This is a genomic window from Octadecabacter algicola, assembly GCF_021532625.1.
Lineage (GTDB): Bacteria > Pseudomonadota > Alphaproteobacteria > Rhodobacterales > Rhodobacteraceae > Octadecabacter > Octadecabacter algicola.
Window position 1 is genome coordinate 466,227 of sequence record NZ_JAKGAR010000003.1, and the last position, 22,683, is coordinate 488,909.

A 22,683-nucleotide genomic window follows, 5' to 3' on the forward strand; every position below is an offset into this window, starting at 1 on the left:
ACCAGACCCATATCGGGTTTTTCAGTGTTAACGCGGGCTGCGTTTCGCGAGAATCCGCTGCAACGTCCGGCGGTGCATATTCAATCGTCTCGCGGTCTCTGAGACGTTGCGGTCGCACAATTCGTAGACCCGCTGAATATGTTCCCAACGCACACGATCTGCGGACATAGGGTTTTCGGGAGCTGGAGGAATTGCCCCTTCTGGTGTCAGAAGTGCATTCATTACGTCAGTCGCATCTGCAGGCTTTGACAGATAATCAGTGGCGCCAATTTTCACAGCCGCAACGGCGGTCGCAATAGCGCCATACCCTGTCAGGACAACAATACGGCTTTCGGGTCGATGCTCCCGAAGTGTTTCAACAACATCAAGACCGGTTCCATCTTCAAGACGAAGGTCAACGACAGCGTATGCAGGTGGGCGTGCTGTTGCGATGGCTTTGCCAGCGGCTACGCAATCCGCAGTCTCAACGGCAAACCCACGCTTTTCCATTGCTTTGGCAAGTCGACGCAAAAACGGCTCGTCGTCGTCAACCAACAGCAGGGTATTGTCATCGCCAATAGGGTTCACTTCCATGTGCCGCTCCTCCTCGTTCAAACGAACCTACCGTTCGGCGTCGAGAGCGTCAAACTCCATGTCAGCTTGCGGCATCAACAAAACAAGCAAGGCTTTTGGCCATTTGCTCTGGCGTGACATCACGGCGATAAAATTCAACCAACCCAATTTCAGGGAACATGAAATAGGACATCGTCGTGTGATCAACGAGATAATACTCATCGTCACCCTCTTGTTTGTTGTAATATGTCCGATACGCCTGCGACGCGGCCCGTACTTGTTCTGGCGTTCCTGTAAGACCAATCATGCGCTCGTGGAAATTGTCCGTGAAATCACGAACGACATCAACAGTATCTCTTTCGGGATCGATGCTGATGAAAACGGGCGTCACTTCGATGTTTTGTTCATCGAGAATTTCGATTGCCTGTGCATTGCGCATGTTGTCCAGCGGACAGACGTCTGGGCAGAAGGTATAGCCAAAATAGATCAACGTCGGGCCTGTGATAATGTCGGCGTCGGTGACAGTGTTGCCATTCTCATCTATGAGCTCAAACGGGCCACCAATGGCGCCACCCGCAACCTGGCTGCTCCTACAATGTGCAAAAATATCGTCCGAGGAAGATTTCCAAGTTGCGGCGAGTGTCCCGCCTAACAAAGCCACAACAGCGGCACCGGCGGCGATAGCGTAAGTCTTTGACATGGGAATCCTAAAAAAGCAGTCGCGGTTGCACTCTTATTGTGCGCACCATAGCGGCGGTAAAGTCACAAAAGCGAGACAGGTCACTATGGCGCAGCCCCAGCGCGAAGTTTTCGAAAGTCACAAACGAAGCAACTGGGTACGAATGCGTACACTGGTTATATTGCGATGGTTCGCGGTCATTGGACAAATCGGTGCGATATTGGTCGCAATCTACGTGTTTGGTCTATCCCTCGAGATCGGGTTGATCGCAGTCGTCGTCGCACTCCCGGTTCTTTTGAATCTGGTATCGATGTTTTTGTATCCAGAAAGCCGCCGTCTCGCAGAAGGTGAAGCAGGTCTTATGATCGGATTTGATCTCTTGCAGCTAGGTGTGTTGTTGTATCTGACAGGCGGGCTTAACAACCCGTTTACTCTACTGATCCTCGCTCCTGTAACTGTGGCATCTACCGTTTTGCCACTACGCAGTACGATGGTTTTGGGGGCAATCACCTTAGCAATTATTACGCTTTTACGTTCCCAAAGCTTGCCCATAAAAACGGCGGGTGGGTTCGAACTTTTGTTACCCGATTTATTCGTGTTCGGCTTCTGGGTCGCCCTTATGATCGGCGTCGTGTTCGTCGCTGTCTATGCGCGACAGGTTACGCAGGAAACTCTGTCGATGGGGGAAGCCTTAGCCGCAACACAAATGGCGTTAGCGCGGGAGCAAAAATTGACAGACCTTGGTGGGGTCGTCGCTGCGGCAGCACATGAATTGGGTACACCGTTAGCAACCATTAAGCTCGTCAGCAGTGAGCTTGTTGATGAACTTGAGGGCAAAGAAGAACTACAGGAAGACGCTCGTCTAATACGTGAACAAGCAGACAGGTGTCGCGATATTCTCCAATCGATGGGGCGGGCTGGTAAGGAAGATCACCTTCTGCGGCATGCCCTTTGGGAAACAGTTATCCGAGAAGCGAGCGAGCCGCACTTAGACCGCGGTAAGGTGGTTAGGATTTCTATCAACCCACCAAATGAAGGTGACTGGCGACAGCCCACTATAACGCGCAGCCCCGAAATCATTCACGGTGTCCGAAACCTTGTACAGAACGCAGTCGATTTCGCAGAGAGTACCGTACGGGTAAACGTTTCGTGGACTGACAATTTGCTGACTTTGCAGATCAACGATGATGGGCCAGGGTTCCCGCAGTCTGTATTGGGTCGCATCGGAGACCCGTTCGTTCGACGTCGACGAGCCGACGGCCGCGGTGGACAGCGACCCGGTTATCAAGGCATGGGACTTGGCTTGTTCATCGCCAAGACATTGCTTGAGAGATCAGGTGCCACAATAAGCTTTGCGAATGCCGGACCGCAAAGTGGATCAGGGCGGGAGCGTGGCGCACTTATTAGCGTTCAGTGGCCTCGTGCAAGCATTGAGGCATCCCAAGGGGCGTTAGGCGACAACACGCCAATCACCTAGGTTTTAACGCGTAATTAACCAAATCAACTCATCGTGGCCTTCGAGAAGTCGGAGGTCGCGATGGAAAGATATGGTTTTCTAGATATTGGTATCGCTGTTTTTGTCGGTGCGGCCATTGCCTGTGCATTGCTCTTGGTTTGGGTCCGCTTAAATAGAACCTCTTCAATCGCGGCACGGGCACTTCTGACAGAAGCAGAAGATACCGTAACCTTCTTGTTTGATGATGATCACCTTATTGATCTGACGCCGCGTGCGCGCTCACTAATGTCCCACGGTGACAATTTGCGATCGGATTGGGAAAACCTATTGTCTCTCTTGTCGGCTCGGTTTCCGCATATGCGTTCCCAATGCAGCGACCTTGCTAGCGTGGGAAAGAAGACCATTACAGCGAATGATAATCAGCATGGTTGGATCGAAGCCGAGTATTGGAATGGGATTGCCCGAATTACCTTGGTTCAGGACCAAATTCACCCAGATGAAACACTCGACCCTTTGTCGGCCGAAGCGTTAGAGCATGAGTTGGAAACTCTACGGAGCATCGGTGAAGACTCCCCTCAATTGATTTGGAAACGCGACGCAGAAGGCGTGCTAGTCTGGGCGAACCGCGCCTATATCGAACTTTCGGAAGCAATCTATCCAGTTGGCCCTCATGATATCTTGCCGTGGCCACCGCGCGCTGTTTTTGACGACTCCATCGCTCCCGCTGGCAATGCGCCCTTGATCGACCTGAAGCGTGTTGATGCCCCCGACTCCGATGATCCGATCTGGTACGAAGTAACCAGTCTCAAACGCGGCACGAACACCATCCACTTCGCGGTCGATGCCACAGCAGTGGTTGCAGCCCGTGAAGCTCAACGAACATTTGTTCAGACTCTTACAAAAACGTTCGCGCAACTCTCTGTTGGTTTGGCAATTTTTGACGAAGATCGACGTTTGGTCCTATTCAACCCTGCATTGATCGATCTAACCGGTCTTCCAGCAGAGTTCCTCATCAATCGGCCAACTCTTTTTTCGGTCCTCGATCGTTTGCGAGACCAAAATATGATCCCAGAACCAAAAAACTATAAGACTTGGCGTGATCAGGTCGCCGCATTGGAAGCGGCTGCTGAACAAGGTAGCTACAATGAAATGTGGTCACTCCCAAATGGGCAAACACTGCGGGTAACTGGCAATCCACATCCAAATGGCGCCATCGCTGTATTGTTGGAAGATATTAGCGATGAGGTTTCCCTGACACGTAAGTATAGATCCCAGATCGACACAACAACGGCCACGATCGACAACCTTATAGTCCCCGTCGTTGTATTTTCTTCTTCAGGATCGCTGATCTTAGCAAACTCCGCCTATCGTCAACTCTGGGGGCCTCGACAGGGTGGCTCTGTGAGCAATCAGGATTTCACAGATGAAATAGAAACATGGCAAGCAATGTCTGCGCCATCTCCTGTTTGGTTGAAGCTTAAGGAAACGCTGGCGCGTCGTTCTTCTGACATGCCTTGGAACGGGAGCATTTGGTTGGATAGTCATGTGGAAGTTATCTGCCATTACGCTCCACTGCCCGATGGCAATCATCAAATTACCTTTATTCCATCAGCCAATGAGAACCAGCCGGATGGACAGATCGAAACACTGAAATTACAAGAGAGCCAGACTCTGACAAGCTGATTACGCTTGCAGGGAAAACCATGCCGCATAATGTTGGCTCATGGCAAAAACCACAACCATACTTAGGCTCCAATCAGAGTCCGAAACTGCCCAATTGGGGCAAACCCTCGCCCAAATTGCAGAGCCGGGAGATTGCTTCCTGTTACGTGGGCAAATCGGCGTAGGAAAGTCATCGCTGGCTCGTTCTTTTATACGCGCGATTCTTGGACCCGACGTTGAAGTTCCGTCACCGACGTTCACATTGGTACAATCCTACGATTACGGCGATGTCGAGATATGGCATGCCGATCTTTATCGATTAGGCGACCCACAAGAAGCCGTAGAACTTGGCCTAGTTGACGCGTTCGAGGACCACATTTGCTTGATTGAATGGCCTGAGCTTCTTGGTGATATGGTTCCCAACACTGCACTGGATATCTATCTTGAAATCTCAGATGACGCCCACCTTTGTACCATTACTTTTGATGAAACGTGGGCAAATCGAATGCGGGTGTTTGTAGAAGATGCGTAGCGAAATTGTATCAGATTGGCTAGAACAGTCCCCTTGGGCGAAATGGCAAAGGCATGCCATGACCGGCGACGCATCTGCGCGTCGCTACGAAAGACTCAGGAACCCGTCAGGTGACAGCGTGATCCTTATGGATGCTCAACCCGACGTTTGTGGAAGTCAGGCTCAATTTGTCGAGATTTCCAAACATTTAGTCGACATAGGGCTTTGCGCACCCAAGATACTAAACTGGGACAGCTCTCTTGGGCTTATGGTTCTTGAAGACTTGGGTCAGATCGATTTTGCCCGTCACCTGCAAGAACATCCAGACGATGAACGACGGCTCTACGACGCTGCCGTTGATGTCTTGATCGAACTAGGGCGAACACCTCCTCTTGCTGGCTTACAGCAAATGACACCCACTGTAGGCGCCGAAATGATCGACATTGGTTTTGAATGGGCCGCAATCGAAAAGTCCCCGTCCCTTGCTGAGGACATAAAATCAGAACTGACCACGCTCCTATCTTCTGTTTCTCCAAACCCTGCGACGTTGTCTCTACGCGATTTCCATGCTGAAAACCTAATCTGGCGACCAAACGAAATCGATAACGGATCCGTTGGGCTGCTCGACTTTCAGGATGCGTTTATCACACACCCTACTTACGATCTTGCGTCGCTCTTGCGTGATGCACGGCGTGACGTTGATCCAAATTTGGTTGATCCGCTAGTGGAACGGTTAGGGGGCGGCGAAGAAATGTTTCTGGCTTTTCACGTCATGGCCGTGCAGCGAAACCTGCGGATCTTAGGGATTTTCGAGCGTTTAGCGCGCCGCGATGGTAAGATCGGCTATCTAGACCTAATCCCACGCGTGCGTGACCACCTAAAAACCGACCTTGAAGCGCCGTGCCTTGCCCGACTTGCACCCCTTGTGCAGCGGGCGTTCAAGATTCCCGAAGGAGACATCGTATGAGTAAGCCAACGGCCGTTCTTTTGTTTGCTGCTGGCCTCGGTACACGCATGGCGCCCCTCACGGACACCCAACCTAAGCCGATGGTCAAAGTTGCTGGCCGACCCCTCCTTGATCATGCGCTTGTCTGGTGTGATGAGCTCCGACGGGTCGTCAACACACACTACTTTCCCGATCAAATTCAAGCCCACCTGGCTGGCACCGGCATCCTGGTTTCTGACGAAACAGATCAATTGCTCGAAACGGGGGGCGGCCTCAAACGAGCCATGCCGCTGTTGGATAGTAATCCGGTTTTCACCATGAACACCGACGCCTGCTGGAGAGGTTCAAATCCAGTGAGTGTTCTATCCCAAGTTTGGCGACCAGAAATGGAAGCTTTGTTGCTTATGATTCCGCGCCACGCCGCCGTTGGCCATAAAGGGTCTGGTGATTTCGATATCGGTGCGACAGGCCGACTGTCACGTGGTTCTGATTTTGTTTATTCCGGCGTTCAAATCATCCACACAGATCGACTGGCGGACATCAAGGAAGACGCCTTCTCAATGTGGAGTCTTTGGGGTGGGATGTTGGCTCGGGGTGGCATGTTCGGTGCTGTCTATGACGGTGATTGGTGTGATGTGGGGCGCCCCGAAAGCATCCCGTTGGCTGAGGCGATGTTAGAAGGAAAAATTGATGTTTAGCCCAACGGAAGGGCCGCGTGTTTTTGCGGCTCCTTTAGGCGTGGATTTTACCACCGCATTGCACGATGGCCTTCGTAAACGATTTGAAGCGCTCGCACCTGAAGACGTGGCCAAGGTTGAGATTTTTGTAAACACACGCCGTATGCAACGGCGCCTGATTGAGCTTTTCCATAGTGGGGATGCTCTGCTGTTGCCAAAGATACGACTTGTCACTGATCTCGGTTCAGACGTTGGATTAAACGATATTCCTCCAGCAGTTGCGCCGTTGAAAAGGCGGCTAGAAGTGGCGCAGCTTGTCAAAGGGCTGTTGGCCGCTGATCCGACACTTGCCGCGCAAACCGCGGCATTTGATCTAGCTGATAGCTTGGTCGCCTTGATGGGAGAGATGCAGGGCGAAGGCGTGCCCCCAGATGCAATCGCGGGCTTGGACGTCACCGACCAGTCTGGACACTGGCAACGCGCGCTATCGTTCATTCAACTCGTGCAGCGCTATTTTGATAACGACACTCAACTGGACGTCGAAGGACGCCAACGACGTGTCGTGGAAGCACAAATCGAACGCTGGGCAGGTTCGCCTCCTCAGTATCCAATCATTGTAGCGGGCTCCACGGGGTCCCGAGGTGCGACATCAATGTTCATGCAGTCAGTGGCAAAGCTGCCGCAAGGGGCTGTTGTTTTGCCCGGTGTGGACTTGGATCTACCAGATGCAGTTTGGGACAAACTTGATCCGCTGGATGGCGGCGAAGATCACCCCCAATACCGTTTCAAAGCATTCTGTGACGCGCTCGACATACCGGTGAACAGCCTAAAGATTTGGCATGGCACAATGAATGAAAGAGCTGATCGAACAGCTTTGATTTCTCTTTCGTTAAGACCCGCACCCGTCACTGATCAATGGATCAAAGACGGGCCCGCCTTGGGTGATCTGCTTGCGGCAACGCAAGATATGACATTGATCGAGGCCCCAACCCCCCGAGCCGAGGCAGACGCTATTGCGGTTCAGCTGCGCCAAGCCGTTGAAGATGGTGAAACTGCAGCGCTTATAACACCAGATCGAGTGCTGACACGTCAGGTTACCGCTGCTCTCGATCGTTGGGATATTGTTCCTGACGACAGCGCAGGTCTGCCGCTTCAATTGACGGCCTCCGGACGGTTCTTACGACATGTCGCAGAGCTTTTCTGCGAACCTTTGTCGGCGGAGAGTCTATTGGTTCTATTGCGTCACCCACTTAGCAACTCAGGTAGCTCGGATCGCGGTCAACATAACCTCCATACCAACAGCCTTGAAATGGAATTGCGCCGGAATGGCCCACCCTTCCCAACACATGAAAGCCTAACCCAATGGGCGATTGCCACGGCTGATCGCCACCCCGATCGACCAGCTTGGGTTGCCTGGGTGTGCGACGCCATTATGGGATTAAATGGGGCGGACCAACGGCCATTGGGAAGAATTGTCGACCAGCACTGGCGGGTCGCAGAAAATTTATCTGCGGGACCGCGCGCAGAGGGCTCTGGGGAAGTCTGGCTAAAACCAGCAGGCCGCGAAGCACTTCGGGTAATGTCAGAATTGCGAACTCACGCCGATGCTGGCGGAGAGATGACTCCGCGGGAATACCGACAACTTGTCAATTCTGTTTTGTCAGGTGGTGAAGTACGTGACCGCGACAAAGGACACCCTCAAGTTCTAATATGGGGTACGCTTGAGGCCCGGGTACAGGCAGCGGACATTGTTATTCTAGCTGGGTTGAACGAAGGTACATGGCCCGAGGCGCCAACCCCCGATCCTTGGCTGAACCGGCCATTACGTATGCAAGCTAACTTGCTTCTGCCTGAACGTCGGATCGGGTTAAGCGCGCATGATTATCAGCAAGCGGTCTGCGCCAAGAAGGTGGTTCTGAGCCGAGCCATTCGTTCCGATGAAGCTGAAACCGTGCCAAGTCGCTGGGTGAATCGGCTGACCAATTTGCTGGGCGGTTTGACGGCGAAAGACGGACCAGAATGCTTAAAGAGGATGCGCGCTCGTGGGGATGCATTTCTTGCGCTCGCAGAGGCCATCGCGGCACCCGAACAAACAATAGACCCTGCCCCGCGCCCGTCCCCTGCACCGCCTGCCGCTGCACGTCCCAATCAATTGTCTGTAACTCAGATCAAGACGCTAATCCGCGATCCTTACGCGATCTATGCCCGCAAAATACTAAAACTAAATTCGCTTGACCCATTGTCTCAGTCTGCCGACGCTCCTTTAAGGGGCGTAATCGTCCATGAAATCCTTGAGCGTTTCATAAAGGATGCGGTTGATCCAAGTGACATCAATGCGACCGAACAGTTCATGCAGATTGCAGACGAGGTTTTGTTGAAGCATTGTCCATGGCCCGCTGCCCGTTCGATGTGGCGTGCAAGGGTCGCATATTTCGTACCTCATTTCTTGGCTGAGGAACAAAAACGTCAGGCGAGTTCTACCAATGTAGACACCGAAATGTGGGGCGAACTGAACTTTCCGAAGATCGGGTTTTCGCTAACTGGCACGGCCGATAGGATCGACTTGTCTGATGACGGGGAAGCATTGATATATGACTATAAGACAGGCAATCCCCCTACTCAGAAACAGCAAAAAGAATTTGATAAGCAGCTGTTGCTAGAAGCCGCCATGGTAGAAAAAGGTGCCTTCAAACCGCTCGGCGTCACACGCACCAAAGCTGCAGTATACATCGGTTTGGGGAGTGGTTTGAAAGACCAAGACGCGCCGTTGAAGGACACATCTACCGAAGAGATTTTGACCCGCTTCGAGAGCCTGATTGCCAAGTGGATGGACCCCTCGAAAGGCTACACATCACGACGCGCAAACGAGACGCTTACGTTTGAAGGCGACTACGACCACCTCGCAAGGTACGGCGAATGGGATGAAACAAATGATCCCGTTGTGGAGGATTTGGCATGACGCATAACGACGCAACGCTACGCCAGATCGAAGCAGCAGACCCTACCCAGTCCACTTGGCTTTCAGCCAATGCCGGATCAGGCAAGACGCGCGTCCTCACCGACCGCGTGGCTCGTTTGTTGCTGGGAGGGACACGGCCGGAGAATGTGTTGTGCCTAACCTACACCAAGGCGGCGGCGTCCGAGATGCAGAACCGCCTTTTCAAAAGACTGGGTGAATGGGCAATGATGCCCGATCAAGAGTTGCGACAACAACTGATTGATCTGGGCGGGACGACCTCGGTTTCAGACGATTATCTCGGTCAGGCGCGGACGCTTTTTGCCGCCGCCATCGAAACGCCTGGCGGATTGAAGATCCAAACAATCCATTCGTTTTGTGCAGGCGTTCTGCGACGCTTCCCGTTAGAGGCTGAGGTGAGTCCGCAGTTCAAGGAAATGGAAGACCGCGCTGCGCAGTTATTGCGCGAAGAGGTCTTGGATGAAATGGCGATGGGCGTTCATGCAGATGCTGTCGCGAGGTTTGCGGAACACTACACAGGGGCGGATGTCGGCAGTTTTCTCGCGGCGATTACTGGCCGTAAGTCGGCATTTATTAGACCGCAGTCGGATGATGATTTAGCGATCAAGTTTGGCGTGCCCAAGGGCACAACACTTCAGGACGCAGTTGATGTCGGGTTTGTCGGCGGCGAAGATGGGTTGGTTGATGACCTGATCGAAGCCAGCGCGACAACGTCAAAAACCTATCAAACGTTTGCTGCGAATCTAAAGAAGCTAAATCTGGCCAACCCAGACATGGCATCTTTAGAAGGGACGTTTTCGTTGCTGCTATATGCAGCCGACAAGACAAGTAAGTCGCGTAACTGGCCTCAGTCGAAACATACAAAAGCAGTCGAGGCTTTAGCTCATCTTTCGGACGACGTTCATGCGTGGATGGACCGCACCGCCGATGCGTATGATTTCATCTGCCGCATCAACGCGCTTGAAAAAACACGAGCGTTACTAACATTCGCCGAGCCGTTTGTGCGGCTGTACGAGCAAAAGAAAACTCAACGTGCCGCATTGGATTTCGATGACCTGATCAGCAAAGCAAAGTCTCTCCTCGAAGACCCCGCATTAGCGCAATGGGTTTTGTTCCGCCTGGATGGTGGCGTGGACCACGTGCTGGTCGATGAAGCTCAAGATACATCGCCGGATCAGTGGGATATTGTGCGGCTTCTTACTCAGGAATTTTCCACTGGAGAAGGGGCACAGCCTGAACGGCTCCGGACTGTCTTTGTCGTTGGTGACAAAAAGCAATCTATCTATTCCTTCCAAGGCGCGGACCCAGAAGGCTTTGACCGTATGCGCGATCACTTCGACGGAGAGCTTGCAAAGGTTAAGAAGCAACTTAAGACGAGCGAACTGCTCTATTCTTTCAGATCGTCAGAAGCAATCTTACGGTTGGTGGACCAAACCTTCACAGATGAAATGTCAGAAGGATTAGGTGATGAAATCAAACATCTCGCGTTCAAGAACGACATGCCCGGACGCGTTGATGTTTGGCCCATCGTCGAGCCGTCAGATAAACCAGAAGAACGCGAATGGGATGACCCGCTGGATCTAAAAGGGCGCACCAATCATAAAGTCGTGCTGGCCCATCGGGTCGCCGCTGAGATCAAACGCATGCTGGCCGAGGAAACTTTACCGACCCAAAAGGACGGAAAATGGGGCCGACGGAGAATTACACCAGGTGATTTTTTAATCCTTGTGCAGGGTCGCCTCAGCGGGATTTTTGAACAGATCATTTCCGCGTGTAAAGCCGCTGAATTGGAGGTTGCTGGTGCCGACAGATTGAAATTAGCTGGAGAGCTTGCCGTAAAAGACATTTCTGCCCTTCTACAATTTGTTGCTTTGCAGGAAGACAGCCTGTCACTGGCCGCTGCACTGAAATCTCCGCTATTTGGTTGGACGGAAAAACAGCTCTACGATCTTGCTCAACCTCGTCCGAAAGGGCAATCCCTATGGGAGGCGTTGCGTACATCTGGTCAACACAAAGACACACTTTCCATTTTGTACGACTTACGAAACAACGCCGATTTCTTGCGACCCTATGATCTGATTAATCGCCTGTTGGTGCGTCACAAAGGTCGCCAAAATCTACTCGCGCGTCTTGGACACGAAGCTGAAGACGGCATCGACGCGTTGCTTTCTCAGGCGCTGGGTTATGAGCAATCAGCGGTACCAAGCCTGACAGGGTTTTTGACATGGCTAGAATCCGAAGACGTTACAATCAAACGACAAATGGATTCTGCGGGGGACCGAATTCGGGTAATGACCGTTCATGGCGCCAAAGGTCTGGAAGCACCGATTGTCATTCTTCCCGATACAGGAAGTCGTGCGCGATCTCTTCGGGGAGATTTGCTTCAGTCTGATGGTGGCGTATTCTGGAAACCTAAAGCAGACGTCATGCCTCAACCTCTGCGTGACGTGCAAGAAGACATGTTGTTGGCGCAAGATCGAGAGCGACGGCGTCTTCTTTATGTCGCTATGACCCGCGCTGAAAACTGGTTGATTGTGGCTGCGGCTGGGAAGGTTGGCGAAGACCACGACTCTTGGCATTCTACAATCAGTGGTGCGATGACTCACCTAGACGCCGTTGACCATGAGGCTCCTTTTGCAACAATCAAAAGACTGTCTCGCCCCGGCTGGAACGATGGCGATCTATTCGAACAAACAGCTAATCCCCAAGGCCCAGCGCCTGAAAAAGGCTTCGGCGATGTTCTTCCGCCTGTCCCAGATCGCCAATCCACTCGATCTCCCTCGGAGTTGGGTGGCGCCAAGATCATGTCTGGTGAAACACACACCGATGCGTCTGATCTTGCGCTGGCTTGGGGAAGGATCAGTCACCTTTTACTTGAGCATTTGCCGGAGGTTAGCGGTGAAAGTCGGCGGGAGATTGCAGAGACTTTGGTTCAAAACCATCCAGACATAGGGCTCATTGGCGACCCAACCGAGATCATAGAGGAGGCGCTGAACCTAATTGCGCAACCCGAGCTGTCTTGGATCTTCAATTCAGGCCTCGCAGAGGTTCCGATTTCGGCCAATCTCAGTTCTCTTTCCGGAGATCGGGTCTTTGGCATCATCGATAGATTGATCATAACCGCCACCGAAGTCGTCGCCATCGATTTCAAATCAAACCGGATAATTCCCAACACGCCCAAAGAGACTCCTGCCGGCCTGATCCGTCAAATGGCAGCCTACCGTGACGCATTGTCATTGGTGTATCCAAATCACGTAATCCGTTGCATCCTCTTGTGGACCAAATCGGGCGAAACAAGCGAACTGTCTACCAATCAACTTGATGATGCTCTCAAAGATGTGACCACGCCTTGACGACCACGTGGTGCGCTCATACTTTCCGTTTCAACGAATTAATCCCTTAAAGGAGCAGCCAAATGGCGACCGTAGCAGTAACAGACGACACTTTTGACGCCGAAGTTCGGAATTCCGACATTCCAGTGGTCGTAGACTTCTGGGCGGAATGGTGTGGCCCTTGTAAGCAGATTGGCCCAGCGCTCGAAGAGCTGTCGGCCGAAATGGAAGGTAAAGTCAAAATCGTCAAAGTGAACGTTGACGACAACCCGAATTCTCCTGCTCAAATGGGCGTGCGCGGCATTCCGGCATTGTTCCTGTTCAAAGGCGGCGAAGTCGTTTCCAACAAGACCGGCGCGGCACCAAAAGCTGCGCTTCAGGGTTGGATCGAAGAAAGCATCTAAACCGGATTTATTGACTTCGAGGGCGTCCCAATGGGGCGCCCTTTTTTCATGGAACCTTGTGTCGCGCCAATTGCGTCGCCATATAATTCACAAGCAACGTAAGGACACGGCATGACAACAATTATCGGTGTACGCAAAGATGACGAAGTGGTCATCGCGGGTGACGGGCAAGTGTCTGTCGGGCAAACAGTAATGAAGGGCACTGCAACAAAGGTGCGTCGTCTCACAGTCGGTGGCAGTGATGTAGTTTGCGGTTTTGCCGGTTCCACCGCGGATGCGTTTACGCTCCTTGAACGTCTTGAAAAAAAACTTGAAGCAACACCAGGTCAATTGGCACGCGCCTCAGTCGAGCTCGCCAAAGATTGGCGAACCGACAAATATCTTCAAAAGCTTGAGGCGATGTTGATCGTGACAGATGGTAGGGACTTGTTTGTCATTACAGGTGCGGGCGACGTACTTGAACCTGAATTCGACGTTACAGCGATCGGGTCAGGCGGAAACTTCGCGCTCGCCGCGGGGCGCGCATTGATGGATCAAGACCTAAGCGCAGAAGAAATTGCCCGCCGTTCAATGGCCATCGCATCTGACATTTGTGTCTATACCAATGGTAATCTGACCGTAGAAAGCATCAAAGCATGAGTGACCTAACACCCCGTGAAATCGTTTCCGAACTCGATCGTTTCATTATTGGTCAGAACGACGCAAAGCGCGCTGTCGCCGTTGCGCTGCGCAATCGGTGGCGCCGTAAACAATTGGGCGATGATCTTCGCGATGAGGTTTATCCAAAGAACATTCTGATGATTGGGCCGACAGGCGTTGGCAAAACCGAGATCTCTCGCCGCTTGGCTAAACTCGCTCGTGCGCCGTTTATTAAAGTGGAAGCGACGAAGTTTACAGAAGTTGGATATGTCGGCCGCGACGTAGAACAAATCATCCGTGACCTCGTCGAAGCGGCGATCGTAGAAACCCGCGACTATATGCGCGAAGACGTGAAACAACGCGCACGCGAAGCCGCCGAAGCACGCGTCATCGATGCCATCGCTGGCGACGATGCACGTGAAGGCACGCGCGAGATGTTCCGCAAGAAACTCAAGACTGGCGAGCTGGATTCAACGATCATCGAACTAGAGCTGGCCGATACGTCCAACCCGTTGGGTGGTTTTGAAATTCCAGGTCAACCGCAAGGTATGGGCGGCATGGACTTAGGCGCGATGTTTGGCAAAGCTTTGGGCGGGCGCACAACCCGCAAGAAGGTTACCGTCGCAGACAGCTACGACCTTTTGATCGCGGACGAAGCAGACAAACTTTTGGACGATGAAGCCATCACCAAAAAGGCGCTTGAGGCTGTTGAACAAAATGGCATCGTTTTCCTCGATGAGATTGACAAGGTCTGTCGTAACTCTGACGCTCGTGGAGCTGATGTATCCCGCGAAGGTGTTCAGCGTGACCTATTGCCCTTGATCGAAGGCACCACGGTCAGCACCAAACATGGATCCGTTAAAACGGACCACATCCTGTTTATTGCAAGCGGTGCATTTCATATTGCGAAACCGTCCGACCTCCTGCCGGAATTGCAAGGCCGTCTCCCGATCCGCGTAGAATTGCGGGCCCTAACCGAAGACGATTTTGTTCGTATCCTTACGGAAACCGACAATGCGCTGACGCGCCAATACACAGCGCTCATGGGGACTGAAGAAGTCACTGTTTCGTTTAACGATGACGGTATCGCTGCCCTTGCGCGGATCGCGGCGGAAGTAAACGAAAGCGTAGAAAACATCGGAGCGCGGCGTCTTTACACGGTTATGGAACGGGTCTTTGAAGACCTATCATTCAATGCGCCGGATCGAGGCGGAGAAGCGATTGAGGTAGACGCTGCATTCGTCGAAGAACATCTTGGTGAACTTGCACGGTCTACCGACATAAGTCGTTACGTACTTTAGCGCTTTCTTGTTCGTCGCGATCGGCGGATAAGGCCTTATGGCCGAAAGCGGATACCTAGCATTTATCAGACAGAACGCTCCCTTCCTTGCGACGGGGGCGTTGTTGTCGTTTCTCTCGAGCTTTGGGCAAACCTTCTTTATCTCGATCTTCGGTGGTGAAATTCGAGAGGCATACGGTCTTAGCAATGGCGATTGGGGTTTGATCTACATGATCGGTACCGGCGCCTCAGCAGCTGTGATGGTTTTCGCGGGTGGATTGGCGGATCGGTTTCGGGTCAGGCAGTTGGGGATCACTGTTATTCTGCTGCTGGGGCTTTCATGTACCTTAATGGCTCTCAACCCTGTAGCTGCTCTTCTTCCCGTTTTGGTATTCTTCTTAAGATTCTTCGGCCAAGGCATGACGACCCAAGTTGCAACAGTTGCAATGGCACGTTGGTTTGTCGCGGCGCGCGGTCGTGCGTTGGCTGTCGCTGCAATGGGTTACATGCTCGGCGAAGCGACCCTACCGCTTTTGATGGTCTGGATGAAATCCATTGTTGATTGGCGTTTCATCTGGCTGGGATGTGCTTTGTTTTGCGTCGCGATGATGCCGGTATTGTTCGCCCTCCTACGCCTTGAGCGCACACCACAGGCTATTTCATCCTCGGAACAAACAGCAGGGCTTTTCGGTCGGCACTGGACGCGTGCAGAAGCCCTACGTCACCCTGTGTTTTGGGCGATGGCCCCAGCCGTTATGTCATTCTCGGGTTTTGGAACTGCATTTTGGTTTCACCAAGTTCATTTTGCTGAAATCAAAGGCTGGACACATCTTTCATTGGTCGCGATCTTTCCGCTCGGCACAGTTACCGTCTTTCTGTCTACAGTGTTCTATGGCTGGGCAGTTGATCGGATCGGCGCTGTTAGATTGCTACCGTTCTACCTCATCCCCTATGCATTCGCGTTTGTCTTACATTGGTACGCGCCCAGCTTGGTCTGGACTGCAGTTGCGATTGTCCTAATGGGCGCGGCTGGCGGGGGACAAGCGACCTTGTTGAATGCCTGTTGGGCAGAGTTCTTTGGGACACGCCACCTTGGATCCATTAAAGCAACCACAATGGCACTGATGGTTCTTGGGTCTGCACTCGGCCCGGGCGTGAGTGGTTGGCTCATCGACAATGGCGTCGGCTTTGAAGTTCAGATGCTCGGCTACGCGGCAACGTTCTTCGGAGCGGCTGCTTTATTACTCTATCCTGTATCAGTCGCGCGGCGTTCAGCGGCTTCGTCTTAGGTAGACGTAGTATGCACCTTGTCCACCGTGGCGGATGTGACTTTCAGTAACCTGCATCACCAACCCAGCCAATGGCGCCATCTTGAGCCACTGAGGGACCTGATGGCGTAGCACGCCAAATTTCGTAGGTATCGGACCGCCATCGTCCCGATTTTTCCCTTTACCCGTAATAACCAAAACTAAACGATGCCCCGCGCTTGCGGACCGCAATATAAATCCAGTCAAGGCGGGATGCGCTTGCGCCATGGTCATCCCATGCAGGTCAATTCGCGCATCAGGCTTAAGCTTACCCCGTTTCATCCGTCCATATGCTTTGTTGTCCATCTGAACCGGGTCGGAACGTAACTGCTGCCCAAGCGACGGCAACAAATCATGGTCGCCCTTGTGATCTACGGATTGACCAACCTTGAACGCGGGTATCGGGCGCGGCGCTCGGTTACTTATTTCTGGCATAGGTTTGATCGGTGCAGCGCGCACCAATTTGGAAACCGGCTTTTGCAGGGCCTCTGTACGTTTCGCGACAGTTTCCCAAAGCGCGCGTTCTTCAGCCGACACGTTTCTGGCTTTTTTCATTCGATAATGTCCGGCAAAAGCGCATTTGCGGTTTGGATAGGCATAAGAACGATCATGCGTCCGCCATCTTTGATGCGGCCAGCATCACGGCCTGCCTGATCGCCAGTCCCAAAAAAGATATCAGCCCGTTGCGCGCCTCTGATTGCGGAACCCGTATCTTGGGCAACCATCAGACGGTTCAGTGGATTATCACCACTCTTTTCAATCCAGACCGGCGCGCCGTATGGGACATAACTGGGATCAATCGCAACAGTTCGCATTGGCGTGACACTTCGGTTCATAGCGCCTAGTGGTCCGAGCTCTGGTGGAACTTCATTGACCTCTCGAAAGAAGACATAGCTTTCATTTGCCCACAAAAGTTGGCGACCCTCTTCGCCATTGTTGCGAACCCAATTGCGGATCACATCTGCGGAAACCTGGTGAGGTTGGTAAATCCCACGTGCAACAAGCTCCATCCCTACGGAAGAATATTCTCGGCCATTTGCGCCGCCATAACCAACACGAATGACGTCACCGGTATCGAGTTTCACACGGCCAGAACCCTGTACCTGCAAAAAGAACACGTCTACCGGATCATCGATCCACGCGATTTCAAGGCCCATGCCATCAAAGGCATTGGTTTCTTCGATCTCCCGTCGTGACATCTGGCCAGGAACCGGGGGCAGCCGATAAAGTGGATACTGATATGGCCCACCACGATTCAGTGACCCTCTTAGCTCTGGTTCAAAATAACCCGTAAACAGCGCGTCGTTTCCGTCATCGATCATCACCGGCGTAAAAAACCGCTCGAAAAATGCTTTGGGGTTTTGTCCAGAACCTGCAACTGCGCAAAGCGATGCCCAGTTTGGATCCTTCATGTCGCCACAAGTGCTGAGAAAAACATCCATCGCAGCAGAATGGTCATCATCTGACCAACCCGAAAGATCATCGAAATTCAACAGTTGATAGGTCGGGTTTGCCATCGCACCCTCCGCGGTGAAGAGCGACAGCCCGACGACGGCCGCTTTCAGTTTCATTCGCCCGTGGCGACAAGGAACCAATTCGGGTCGCCAGTTCCCATTGTTCGGCCGAATGTCCAGACATCGCGTTGCTTTTTGATGTCCGTTGGTGATCCTTCGATCAAATCCCCACCATTATCGTAAACGGCGGATGTACTTTCGCTCACAAATCGAACGGAGACTTCTGCGTTCTTTGATGTCGCGTCATAGTCAGCGTCCACCAATGTGGTCTCAGAAATTCCGATGAAATTGAAATCAACGCTCAGATTGCTTTTCTCACGGGATTCAATAACACCAGCAAAGGCCTCGTAGACGTCGTCTGACAGGAACGGCTTGATTTCGGATAGGTCCCCGTTTTCAAACCCAGTCAAGATCATCTCATAAGCACCGCGCGCGCCACGGACAAATTCACGGACGTTGAAACTACGATCAGCAGATTTCATGGCAGCCAATGCGCTCGCGCTCTCGCTGTCTGCATCAACATAATCAGTGATATCTGGGTCTGGGCCACCATCAATGACCTCAAGGTCCGGTGCAGAACGACGCGATGGTGCTTGGGATGATTGCACACGCGGTTTTTCAAATCCTTCGCGAGTCCCCAACACACTGCGCAAGCGCAAGATGAGGAATATCGCAATACCTGCGAGAACCAAAAGCTGAATAACAGGCGAATTCATGTGGGTTTCTTTCCGAATAAGGGCCGTACAAGTGGTAAACACCACCTGCCAGCCTTATGTAAGGTTGGGGATGGGCCAAGTCCACCTTACCGCGATAAATTCGGAGAGATCATGCTACTTCTATTGCTTTTTATTGGCGTTCCACTGCTTGAGATAACGTTGTTTATTCAAGTTGGCGGTGCAATTGGTTTGGGTTGGACCCTGTTTATTGTGGTCGCAACAGCAGTACTTGGGGCTTACATGGTACGCTCCCAAGGTACCCAAGCGATGACAAACTTGCGTGGTTCCTTTTCCAACCTGCAGGACCCGACTGAACATCTTGCCCACGGGGCGATGATCCTGTTTTCGGGGGCACTGTTACTGACACCTGGGTTTTTCACCGATTTTATCGGCTTTTCGCTCCTCGTTCCCGCTGTGCGGACCGCTGTTTACGGCTACATGCGCAGTCGCGTTAATGTTCAGAGTTTTCAAATGGGTCCGGATATGCGCCAGAGTAGAAGCCAAACCGACGATCACGTCATTGATGGGGAGTTCGAACAGGTCGATCCTGAAAATTCCGAGGCGCGTGGTCCATCTGGCTGGACTAAAGATTGAGGCCCCGTCTCAGCCCTGCTACACACGACCAGATTGAACAATAAAATTACTGACATCCGGAGAGCCAAATGGCCGAAGAAAACACAGTTCCAAACGGCGCAGCAGAAGCTGCACCACAAATCAAACAGCGTATCCTTGCCCAGTTTGTTCGCGACCTTTCATTTGAAAACATCATGGCGCAAAAAGGCGTTGATGGTGAAGTGAAGCCTGAAATCAAAGTTGAGGTGAACCTTGATGCGCGTAAACGCGGTGCTGATAATCAGTACGAGATCATCACAAAGCTGAAGGTCACATCCACCAATGCTGGATCCGACAAGTCATTGTTCCTGCTTGAGCTGGAATACTCCGGCATCTTCGAAATCGAAGGCGTACCAGAGCAGCAAATGCACCCTTACCTTATGATCGAATGCCCACGCATGACGTTCCCGTTCATCCGTCGCATCGTTAGCGATGTGACACGTGATGGCGGTTTCCCACCACTGAACTTGGAACAGATTGATTTCGTAGCGATCTACCGCCAGCAGCTTGCGCTACGTGCGCAACAGCAAGCTGAGCAGCAGAAGACAGCTGACGCTTAAATCTTCTTCCAAAGGGCATCTTCGCCCAGTTTTTCAATGAATGCGGCGTGGGCTTCGGCTTCCGCCGCATTTATTTTTGGTGCTAGTGGTGTCTGGCGTGGGCTAGGACGCCAATTGCTGGACGCTGTTGTCTTCGTCTTGGTTGTATCCTGCGAAGTTGGCACCAAGTCTGGCTGCCTCCCGCCGATAAGCTCCAGATAAACTTCGGCCAAAATCTCACTATCGAGCAGCGCGCCGTGCAGAGCTCGGTTCGAGTTATCGATACCAAAACGACGACAAAGCGCATCCAAAGACGCTGGCGAACCCGGATACTTTTTCCGTGCTATCGCAAGCGTATCCAACGACTGATCCATTGGCAGTGGCGGGCGATTAAGCCATCCGAGTTCTGCATTCAGGAATTTCATATCGAATGCCGCATTGTGGATGACCAATATCGAATCGCCAATGAAATCAAGAAACGCCTGAGCAACGTCAGCGAAGACAGGTTTGTCTTTCAGGATGACTTGCCCCGGTTTTGGGTCTTGCGGAGGGCTAAGAAGATCAGGTCCGATACCGTGAATTTCGAACGCGCCAGCAGGCATGTCACGTTTTGGGTTAATGTACTGGTGGTACGTGCGACCAGTTGGCATGTGATTGAAAAGTTCGACCGCGCCAATTTCAACAAGCCGATCACCTTCCCCCGGATCAAACCCTGTGGTTTCGGTATCGAGAACAATCTCACGCATGTGCCAATTCCTGTTTAATCTCAGCAAGGATATCTTTGACCGATTGGCGCGCCGCGTCCATGGACAAGGTTTCAATGACCCACTTCGCGCGTTCGCGCTTTTGACTGTCGGGCAACTGACGGGACAGTATCAATTGAAAGTCCTTCTCGGTCATCTCACCCCTATCAAGAACGCGCTGCCTTTGAATGTCAGCGGGTGCAGTCACAACGACGACAGCATCACACTCAGCGTCGGTTCCGGTTTCAAAAAGCAGTGGAATATCTAACAGGACTATCTCGTTTTTAGGGTTTTTCAGAAAAGCTGCTCGGTTCTCAGCCACGAGAGGATGAACAAGGGATTGGATGTGATCAAGAATTTTTGGATCCGCTGCGATTAATTCCCGAAGTTTGTCTCTGGAAACAGCGCCAGCCTCCATGGCCTCAGGATAGTGGCACCGAACCAAATCGGCCGCCGCACCGCCTTTACGGTACAATCCACGTACCACAGCATCAGCATCCCAAACCGGTACGCCCATGTCCGAAAACATCTGAGCTGTCGTAGATTTACCCATCCCAATAGACCCAGTAAGTCCAACAACGAAGGTCATGATAAAATTGCCGCTCGCGTATTCACATCTACTTCTGGGCGCACACCAAACCAACGTTCAAATCCGGGCACGGCTTGATGAAGCAGCATACCCAAGCCATCGACGACGACGCAGCCTGCAGCTTCCGCTTCTTGAAGAAGGTGCGTTTTCAACGGCGCATAAACCAGATCGGTCACAACTGTACCGCGCCGCAGCCCATCGAGTGGAACACGTAGTTCGGGTTTGCCCTGCATGCCCAGTGATGTCGTGTTGATCACTGTGGCAGCATTCTCAAGCATATTACCGGCTTGCACCCAATCAACGACGGTTACTTTAGAACCAAACGAGGATTTCAGTGCTTCGGCGTTCGGGCGTGTCCGATTGCTCAAAAGAATCTCTTGAACGCCCACTTCAATCAAGGACGCAATTACAGCACGTGCTGCACCACCAGCGCCGAGAACAGCTGCTGGCCCTATCGAAGGAGCCCAACCTGGTGCACCTTGTTTAAGATTGGCAATGAACCCGTAGCCGTCAGTGTTATCCGCGTGGATTTTCCCATCTTTGCGGAAAATAAGAGTATTTGCGGCACCGATCAGAGTTGCACGGTCTGTCGCAAGATCGGCTAATTCCAATGCAGCGAGTTTATGCGGGGCTGTTACGTTACAGCCAACAAATCCCATTTTTGGCATTGTTCTGACAACAGATTGAAAATCTGCTTCAGAGACGTCGATGGGAACGTAATGTCCGGCTCGATCATAGGTTTTCAACCAATGACGAAACAGCTTGGGTGATTTCGATTGCACAATCGGGTGGCCAAGGACAGCAGCAAGAGGGATGTTTTGGTCAGTCATTGGGGCAGTGTTCCGCGTAAAACGAGATAAGATAGGAGTTCCAAAAGGGGCAGTCCCTGAATCGTGAAGGTATCGCCTTGTATCATACGAAACAGGCGAATGCCCTCTTCTTCTATCTTATAACCGCCAACAGACGTTTGGATGCTGTCCCAGTTGCGTGTCAGGTAATCCTCTAAATAGGTTTGGGAAAAATCTCGCATAGCCAAACGTGCAACGCCAACATGTCGCCATACCGGTTTTTGACCATCATAAATGACGGCAGCGGAAAGAAGTTGGTGGGTTTCATTCCGCAGCTCGGTCAGTTGAGCGAGAGCTTCGGCTTGGCTTTTTGGCTTGGACAAAACCTTACCCTTGAAGGAAAGAACCTGATCACATCCCAGAACCAAACCCTCTTGCCCTTTATCGGCAATCTTACGAGCCTTCATCTCAGCAAGTGTATCCGCGATATCACGTGGAGGCGCATCTTCAGCTTCTAATGCGGCTTTAATCGAATCTTCATCGATTCGCGCTGGTATGATGTCATAGTCGACACCTGCATTTCGCAATAATCGGGCTCGAATTTCCGATGTTGAAGCCAAGATAATGCGGTCAGACATGTGGATATCCCCGTGAATGAATACGTGCACACGTCATGGGATGATTTCCGAGTAAGAGCAACACCTGCCCTTCCAGACAAAAGTTATGCAGCCTGTCCCTACAGCCAGATTGTTTATCCATAA

22 protein-coding genes are annotated in these 22,683 nt (G+C 52.1%); 13 read left to right on the plus strand and 9 right to left on the minus strand.

Annotation, left to right across the window (positions count from 1 at the left end; translation table 11 throughout):
- Window positions 1-27 precede the first annotated feature (27 nt).
- Together L0666_RS13510 and L0666_RS13515 are read right to left on the minus strand one after the other, a co-directional pair.
- Entirely contained in the window at window positions 28-573 is a 546-nt protein-coding gene (locus tag L0666_RS13510; protein ID WP_235261915.1) for an ActR/PrrA/RegA family redox response regulator transcription factor, read from the minus strand.
- 61 nt (window positions 574-634) lie between these two features.
- Window positions 635-1,252: an SCO family protein gene (locus L0666_RS13515; RefSeq protein WP_235261916.1), complete on the minus strand. Its 618-nt coding sequence runs from the start codon at window positions 1,250-1,252 to the stop codon at window positions 635-637.
- 85 nt (window positions 1,253-1,337) lie between these two features.
- Here L0666_RS13515 and regB point away from each other — a divergent pair, with 85 nt between their 5' ends.
- From regB to L0666_RS13570, 11 genes are all read left to right on the plus strand, one after another.
- Window positions 1,338-2,708, plus strand: coding sequence for a sensor histidine kinase RegB (regB, locus tag L0666_RS13520; RefSeq protein ID WP_235261917.1), 1,371 nt, complete (start codon window positions 1,338-1,340; stop codon window positions 2,706-2,708).
- Between the two features lie 60 nt (window positions 2,709-2,768).
- Complete coding sequence (locus L0666_RS13525; RefSeq protein WP_235261918.1) at window positions 2,769-4,370, plus strand: PAS-domain containing protein; 1,602 nt, start codon at window positions 2,769-2,771, stop codon at window positions 4,368-4,370.
- Window positions 4,371-4,410: 40 nt separating this feature from the next.
- Entirely contained in the window at window positions 4,411-4,881 is a 471-nt protein-coding gene (tsaE, locus tag L0666_RS13530) for a tRNA (adenosine(37)-N6)-threonylcarbamoyltransferase complex ATPase subunit type 1 TsaE (protein WP_235261919.1), read from the plus strand.
- 58 nt (window positions 4,882-4,939) lie between these two features.
- Window positions 4,940-5,827, plus strand: a complete 888-nt coding sequence (locus tag L0666_RS13535) for an aminoglycoside phosphotransferase family protein (protein ID WP_235261920.1) — start codon at window positions 4,940-4,942, stop codon at window positions 5,825-5,827.
- Window positions 5,824-6,504 carry a nucleotidyltransferase family protein gene (locus L0666_RS13540; RefSeq protein ID WP_235261921.1) on the plus strand — a complete coding sequence of 227 codons (681 nt, stop codon included), beginning with the start codon at window positions 5,824-5,826 and terminating at the stop codon, window positions 6,502-6,504. Before L0666_RS13535 ends, L0666_RS13540 begins: the two co-directional genes overlap by 4 nt.
- Window positions 6,497-9,442, plus strand: coding sequence for a double-strand break repair protein AddB (gene addB / locus L0666_RS13545; RefSeq protein WP_235261922.1), 2,946 nt, complete (start codon window positions 6,497-6,499; stop codon window positions 9,440-9,442). Before L0666_RS13540 ends, addB begins: the two co-directional genes overlap by 8 nt.
- On the plus strand, window positions 9,439-12,813 hold the full coding sequence (addA, locus tag L0666_RS13550; RefSeq protein ID WP_235261923.1) for a double-strand break repair helicase AddA: 3,375 nt from the start codon (window positions 9,439-9,441) through the stop codon (window positions 12,811-12,813). The genes addB and addA overlap by 4 nt, the downstream gene beginning before the upstream one ends.
- Before the next feature lie 62 nt (window positions 12,814-12,875).
- Window positions 12,876-13,196, plus strand: a complete 321-nt coding sequence (gene trxA, locus L0666_RS13555) for a thioredoxin (protein ID WP_235261924.1) — start codon at window positions 12,876-12,878, stop codon at window positions 13,194-13,196.
- Window positions 13,197-13,307: 111 nt separating this feature from the next.
- Window positions 13,308-13,835 (plus strand): ATP-dependent protease subunit HslV, encoded by a 528-nt coding sequence (gene hslV, locus L0666_RS13560; protein ID WP_235261925.1) that lies wholly within the window; start codon window positions 13,308-13,310, stop codon window positions 13,833-13,835.
- Window positions 13,832-15,136, plus strand: a complete 1,305-nt coding sequence (gene hslU / locus L0666_RS13565) for an ATP-dependent protease ATPase subunit HslU (protein ID WP_235261926.1) — start codon at window positions 13,832-13,834, stop codon at window positions 15,134-15,136. Before hslV ends, hslU begins: the two co-directional genes overlap by 4 nt.
- Before the next feature lie 37 nt (window positions 15,137-15,173).
- On the plus strand, window positions 15,174-16,403 hold the full coding sequence (locus tag L0666_RS13570) for an MFS transporter (protein WP_235261927.1): 1,230 nt from the start codon (window positions 15,174-15,176) through the stop codon (window positions 16,401-16,403).
- Here L0666_RS13570 and L0666_RS13575 read toward each other — a convergent pair.
- The 3 genes from L0666_RS13575 to L0666_RS13585 are packed head-to-tail and all read right to left on the minus strand — an operon-like array spanning window position 16,386 to window position 18,651.
- Complete coding sequence (locus tag L0666_RS13575; RefSeq protein WP_235261928.1) at window positions 16,386-16,976, minus strand: Smr/MutS family protein; 591 nt, start codon at window positions 16,974-16,976, stop codon at window positions 16,386-16,388. The two genes, L0666_RS13570 and L0666_RS13575, sit on opposite strands and share 18 nt — an antisense overlap.
- Window positions 16,973-17,992: a murein transglycosylase A gene (gene mltA / locus L0666_RS13580; RefSeq protein ID WP_418887989.1), complete on the minus strand. Its 1,020-nt coding sequence runs from the start codon at window positions 17,990-17,992 to the stop codon at window positions 16,973-16,975. Before mltA ends, L0666_RS13575 begins: the two co-directional genes overlap by 4 nt.
- On the minus strand, window positions 17,989-18,651 hold the full coding sequence (locus tag L0666_RS13585; RefSeq protein WP_235261929.1) for a Tim44/TimA family putative adaptor protein: 663 nt from the start codon (window positions 18,649-18,651) through the stop codon (window positions 17,989-17,991). The genes mltA and L0666_RS13585 overlap by 4 nt, the downstream gene beginning before the upstream one ends.
- A 111-nt stretch (window positions 18,652-18,762) precedes the next feature.
- Between L0666_RS13585 and L0666_RS13590 the strand changes: the two genes are divergently transcribed.
- Window positions 18,763-19,245: an FxsA family protein gene (locus tag L0666_RS13590; protein ID WP_235261930.1), complete on the plus strand. Its 483-nt coding sequence runs from the start codon at window positions 18,763-18,765 to the stop codon at window positions 19,243-19,245.
- A gap of 68 nt (window positions 19,246-19,313) precedes the next feature.
- The gene (gene secB / locus L0666_RS13595; protein ID WP_235261931.1) at window positions 19,314-19,823 is read left to right on the plus strand and encodes a protein-export chaperone SecB; all 510 of its coding nucleotides are present in this window, start codon (window positions 19,314-19,316) and stop codon (window positions 19,821-19,823) included.
- Here secB and dnaQ read toward each other — a convergent pair.
- From dnaQ to L0666_RS13615, 4 genes are read right to left on the minus strand one after another with little or no spacing between them, the layout of a single operon-like run.
- The gene (gene dnaQ / locus L0666_RS13600; RefSeq protein WP_235261932.1) at window positions 19,820-20,548 is read right to left on the minus strand and encodes a DNA polymerase III subunit epsilon; all 729 of its coding nucleotides are present in this window, start codon (window positions 20,546-20,548) and stop codon (window positions 19,820-19,822) included. The genes secB and dnaQ overlap by 4 nt on opposite strands.
- Window positions 20,541-21,134 carry a dephospho-CoA kinase gene (coaE, locus tag L0666_RS13605; protein WP_235261933.1) on the minus strand — a complete coding sequence of 198 codons (594 nt, stop codon included), beginning with the start codon at window positions 21,132-21,134 and terminating at the stop codon, window positions 20,541-20,543. The genes dnaQ and coaE overlap by 8 nt, the downstream gene beginning before the upstream one ends.
- The gene (locus tag L0666_RS13610) at window positions 21,131-21,964 is read right to left on the minus strand and encodes a shikimate dehydrogenase (RefSeq protein WP_235261934.1); all 834 of its coding nucleotides are present in this window, start codon (window positions 21,962-21,964) and stop codon (window positions 21,131-21,133) included. Before L0666_RS13610 ends, coaE begins: the two co-directional genes overlap by 4 nt.
- The gene (locus L0666_RS13615; RefSeq protein WP_235261935.1) at window positions 21,961-22,560 is read right to left on the minus strand and encodes a Maf family protein; all 600 of its coding nucleotides are present in this window, start codon (window positions 22,558-22,560) and stop codon (window positions 21,961-21,963) included. The genes L0666_RS13610 and L0666_RS13615 overlap by 4 nt, the downstream gene beginning before the upstream one ends.
- Window positions 22,561-22,683: the final 123 nt, after the last annotated feature.

Coding starts and splice junctions, on each gene's coding strand:
- L0666_RS13510 (WP_235261915.1), bottom strand. CDS start 573: ATGGAAGTGAACCCTATTGGCGATGACAATACCCTGCTGTTGGTTGAC.
- L0666_RS13515 (WP_235261916.1), bottom strand. CDS start 1,252: ATGTCAAAGACTTACGCTATCGCCGCCGGTGCCGCTGTTGTGGCTTTG.
- regB (WP_235261917.1), top strand. CDS start 1,338: ATGGCGCAGCCCCAGCGCGAAGTTTTCGAAAGTCACAAACGAAGCAAC.
- L0666_RS13525 (WP_235261918.1), top strand. CDS start 2,769: ATGGAAAGATATGGTTTTCTAGATATTGGTATCGCTGTTTTTGTCGGT.
- tsaE (WP_235261919.1), top strand. CDS start 4,411: ATGGCAAAAACCACAACCATACTTAGGCTCCAATCAGAGTCCGAAACT.
- L0666_RS13535 (WP_235261920.1), top strand. CDS start 4,940: ATGACCGGCGACGCATCTGCGCGTCGCTACGAAAGACTCAGGAACCCG.
- L0666_RS13540 (WP_235261921.1), top strand. CDS start 5,824: ATGAGTAAGCCAACGGCCGTTCTTTTGTTTGCTGCTGGCCTCGGTACA.
- addB (WP_235261922.1), top strand. CDS start 6,497: ATGTTTAGCCCAACGGAAGGGCCGCGTGTTTTTGCGGCTCCTTTAGGC.
- addA (WP_235261923.1), top strand. CDS start 9,439: ATGACGCATAACGACGCAACGCTACGCCAGATCGAAGCAGCAGACCCT.
- trxA (WP_235261924.1), top strand. CDS start 12,876: ATGGCGACCGTAGCAGTAACAGACGACACTTTTGACGCCGAAGTTCGG.
- hslV (WP_235261925.1), top strand. CDS start 13,308: ATGACAACAATTATCGGTGTACGCAAAGATGACGAAGTGGTCATCGCG.
- hslU (WP_235261926.1), top strand. CDS start 13,832: ATGAGTGACCTAACACCCCGTGAAATCGTTTCCGAACTCGATCGTTTC.
- L0666_RS13570 (WP_235261927.1), top strand. CDS start 15,174: ATGGCCGAAAGCGGATACCTAGCATTTATCAGACAGAACGCTCCCTTC.
- L0666_RS13575 (WP_235261928.1), bottom strand. CDS start 16,976: ATGAAAAAAGCCAGAAACGTGTCGGCTGAAGAACGCGCGCTTTGGGAA.
- mltA (WP_418887989.1), bottom strand. CDS start 17,992: ATGAAACTGAAAGCGGCCGTCGTCGGGCTGTCGCTCTTCACCGCGGAG.
- L0666_RS13585 (WP_235261929.1), bottom strand. CDS start 18,651: ATGAATTCGCCTGTTATTCAGCTTTTGGTTCTCGCAGGTATTGCGATA.
- L0666_RS13590 (WP_235261930.1), top strand. CDS start 18,763: ATGCTACTTCTATTGCTTTTTATTGGCGTTCCACTGCTTGAGATAACG.
- secB (WP_235261931.1), top strand. CDS start 19,314: ATGGCCGAAGAAAACACAGTTCCAAACGGCGCAGCAGAAGCTGCACCA.
- dnaQ (WP_235261932.1), bottom strand. CDS start 20,548: ATGCGTGAGATTGTTCTCGATACCGAAACCACAGGGTTTGATCCGGGG.
- coaE (WP_235261933.1), bottom strand. CDS start 21,134: ATGACCTTCGTTGTTGGACTTACTGGGTCTATTGGGATGGGTAAATCT.
- L0666_RS13610 (WP_235261934.1), bottom strand. CDS start 21,964: ATGACTGACCAAAACATCCCTCTTGCTGCTGTCCTTGGCCACCCGATT.
- L0666_RS13615 (WP_235261935.1), bottom strand. CDS start 22,560: ATGTCTGACCGCATTATCTTGGCTTCAACATCGGAAATTCGAGCCCGA.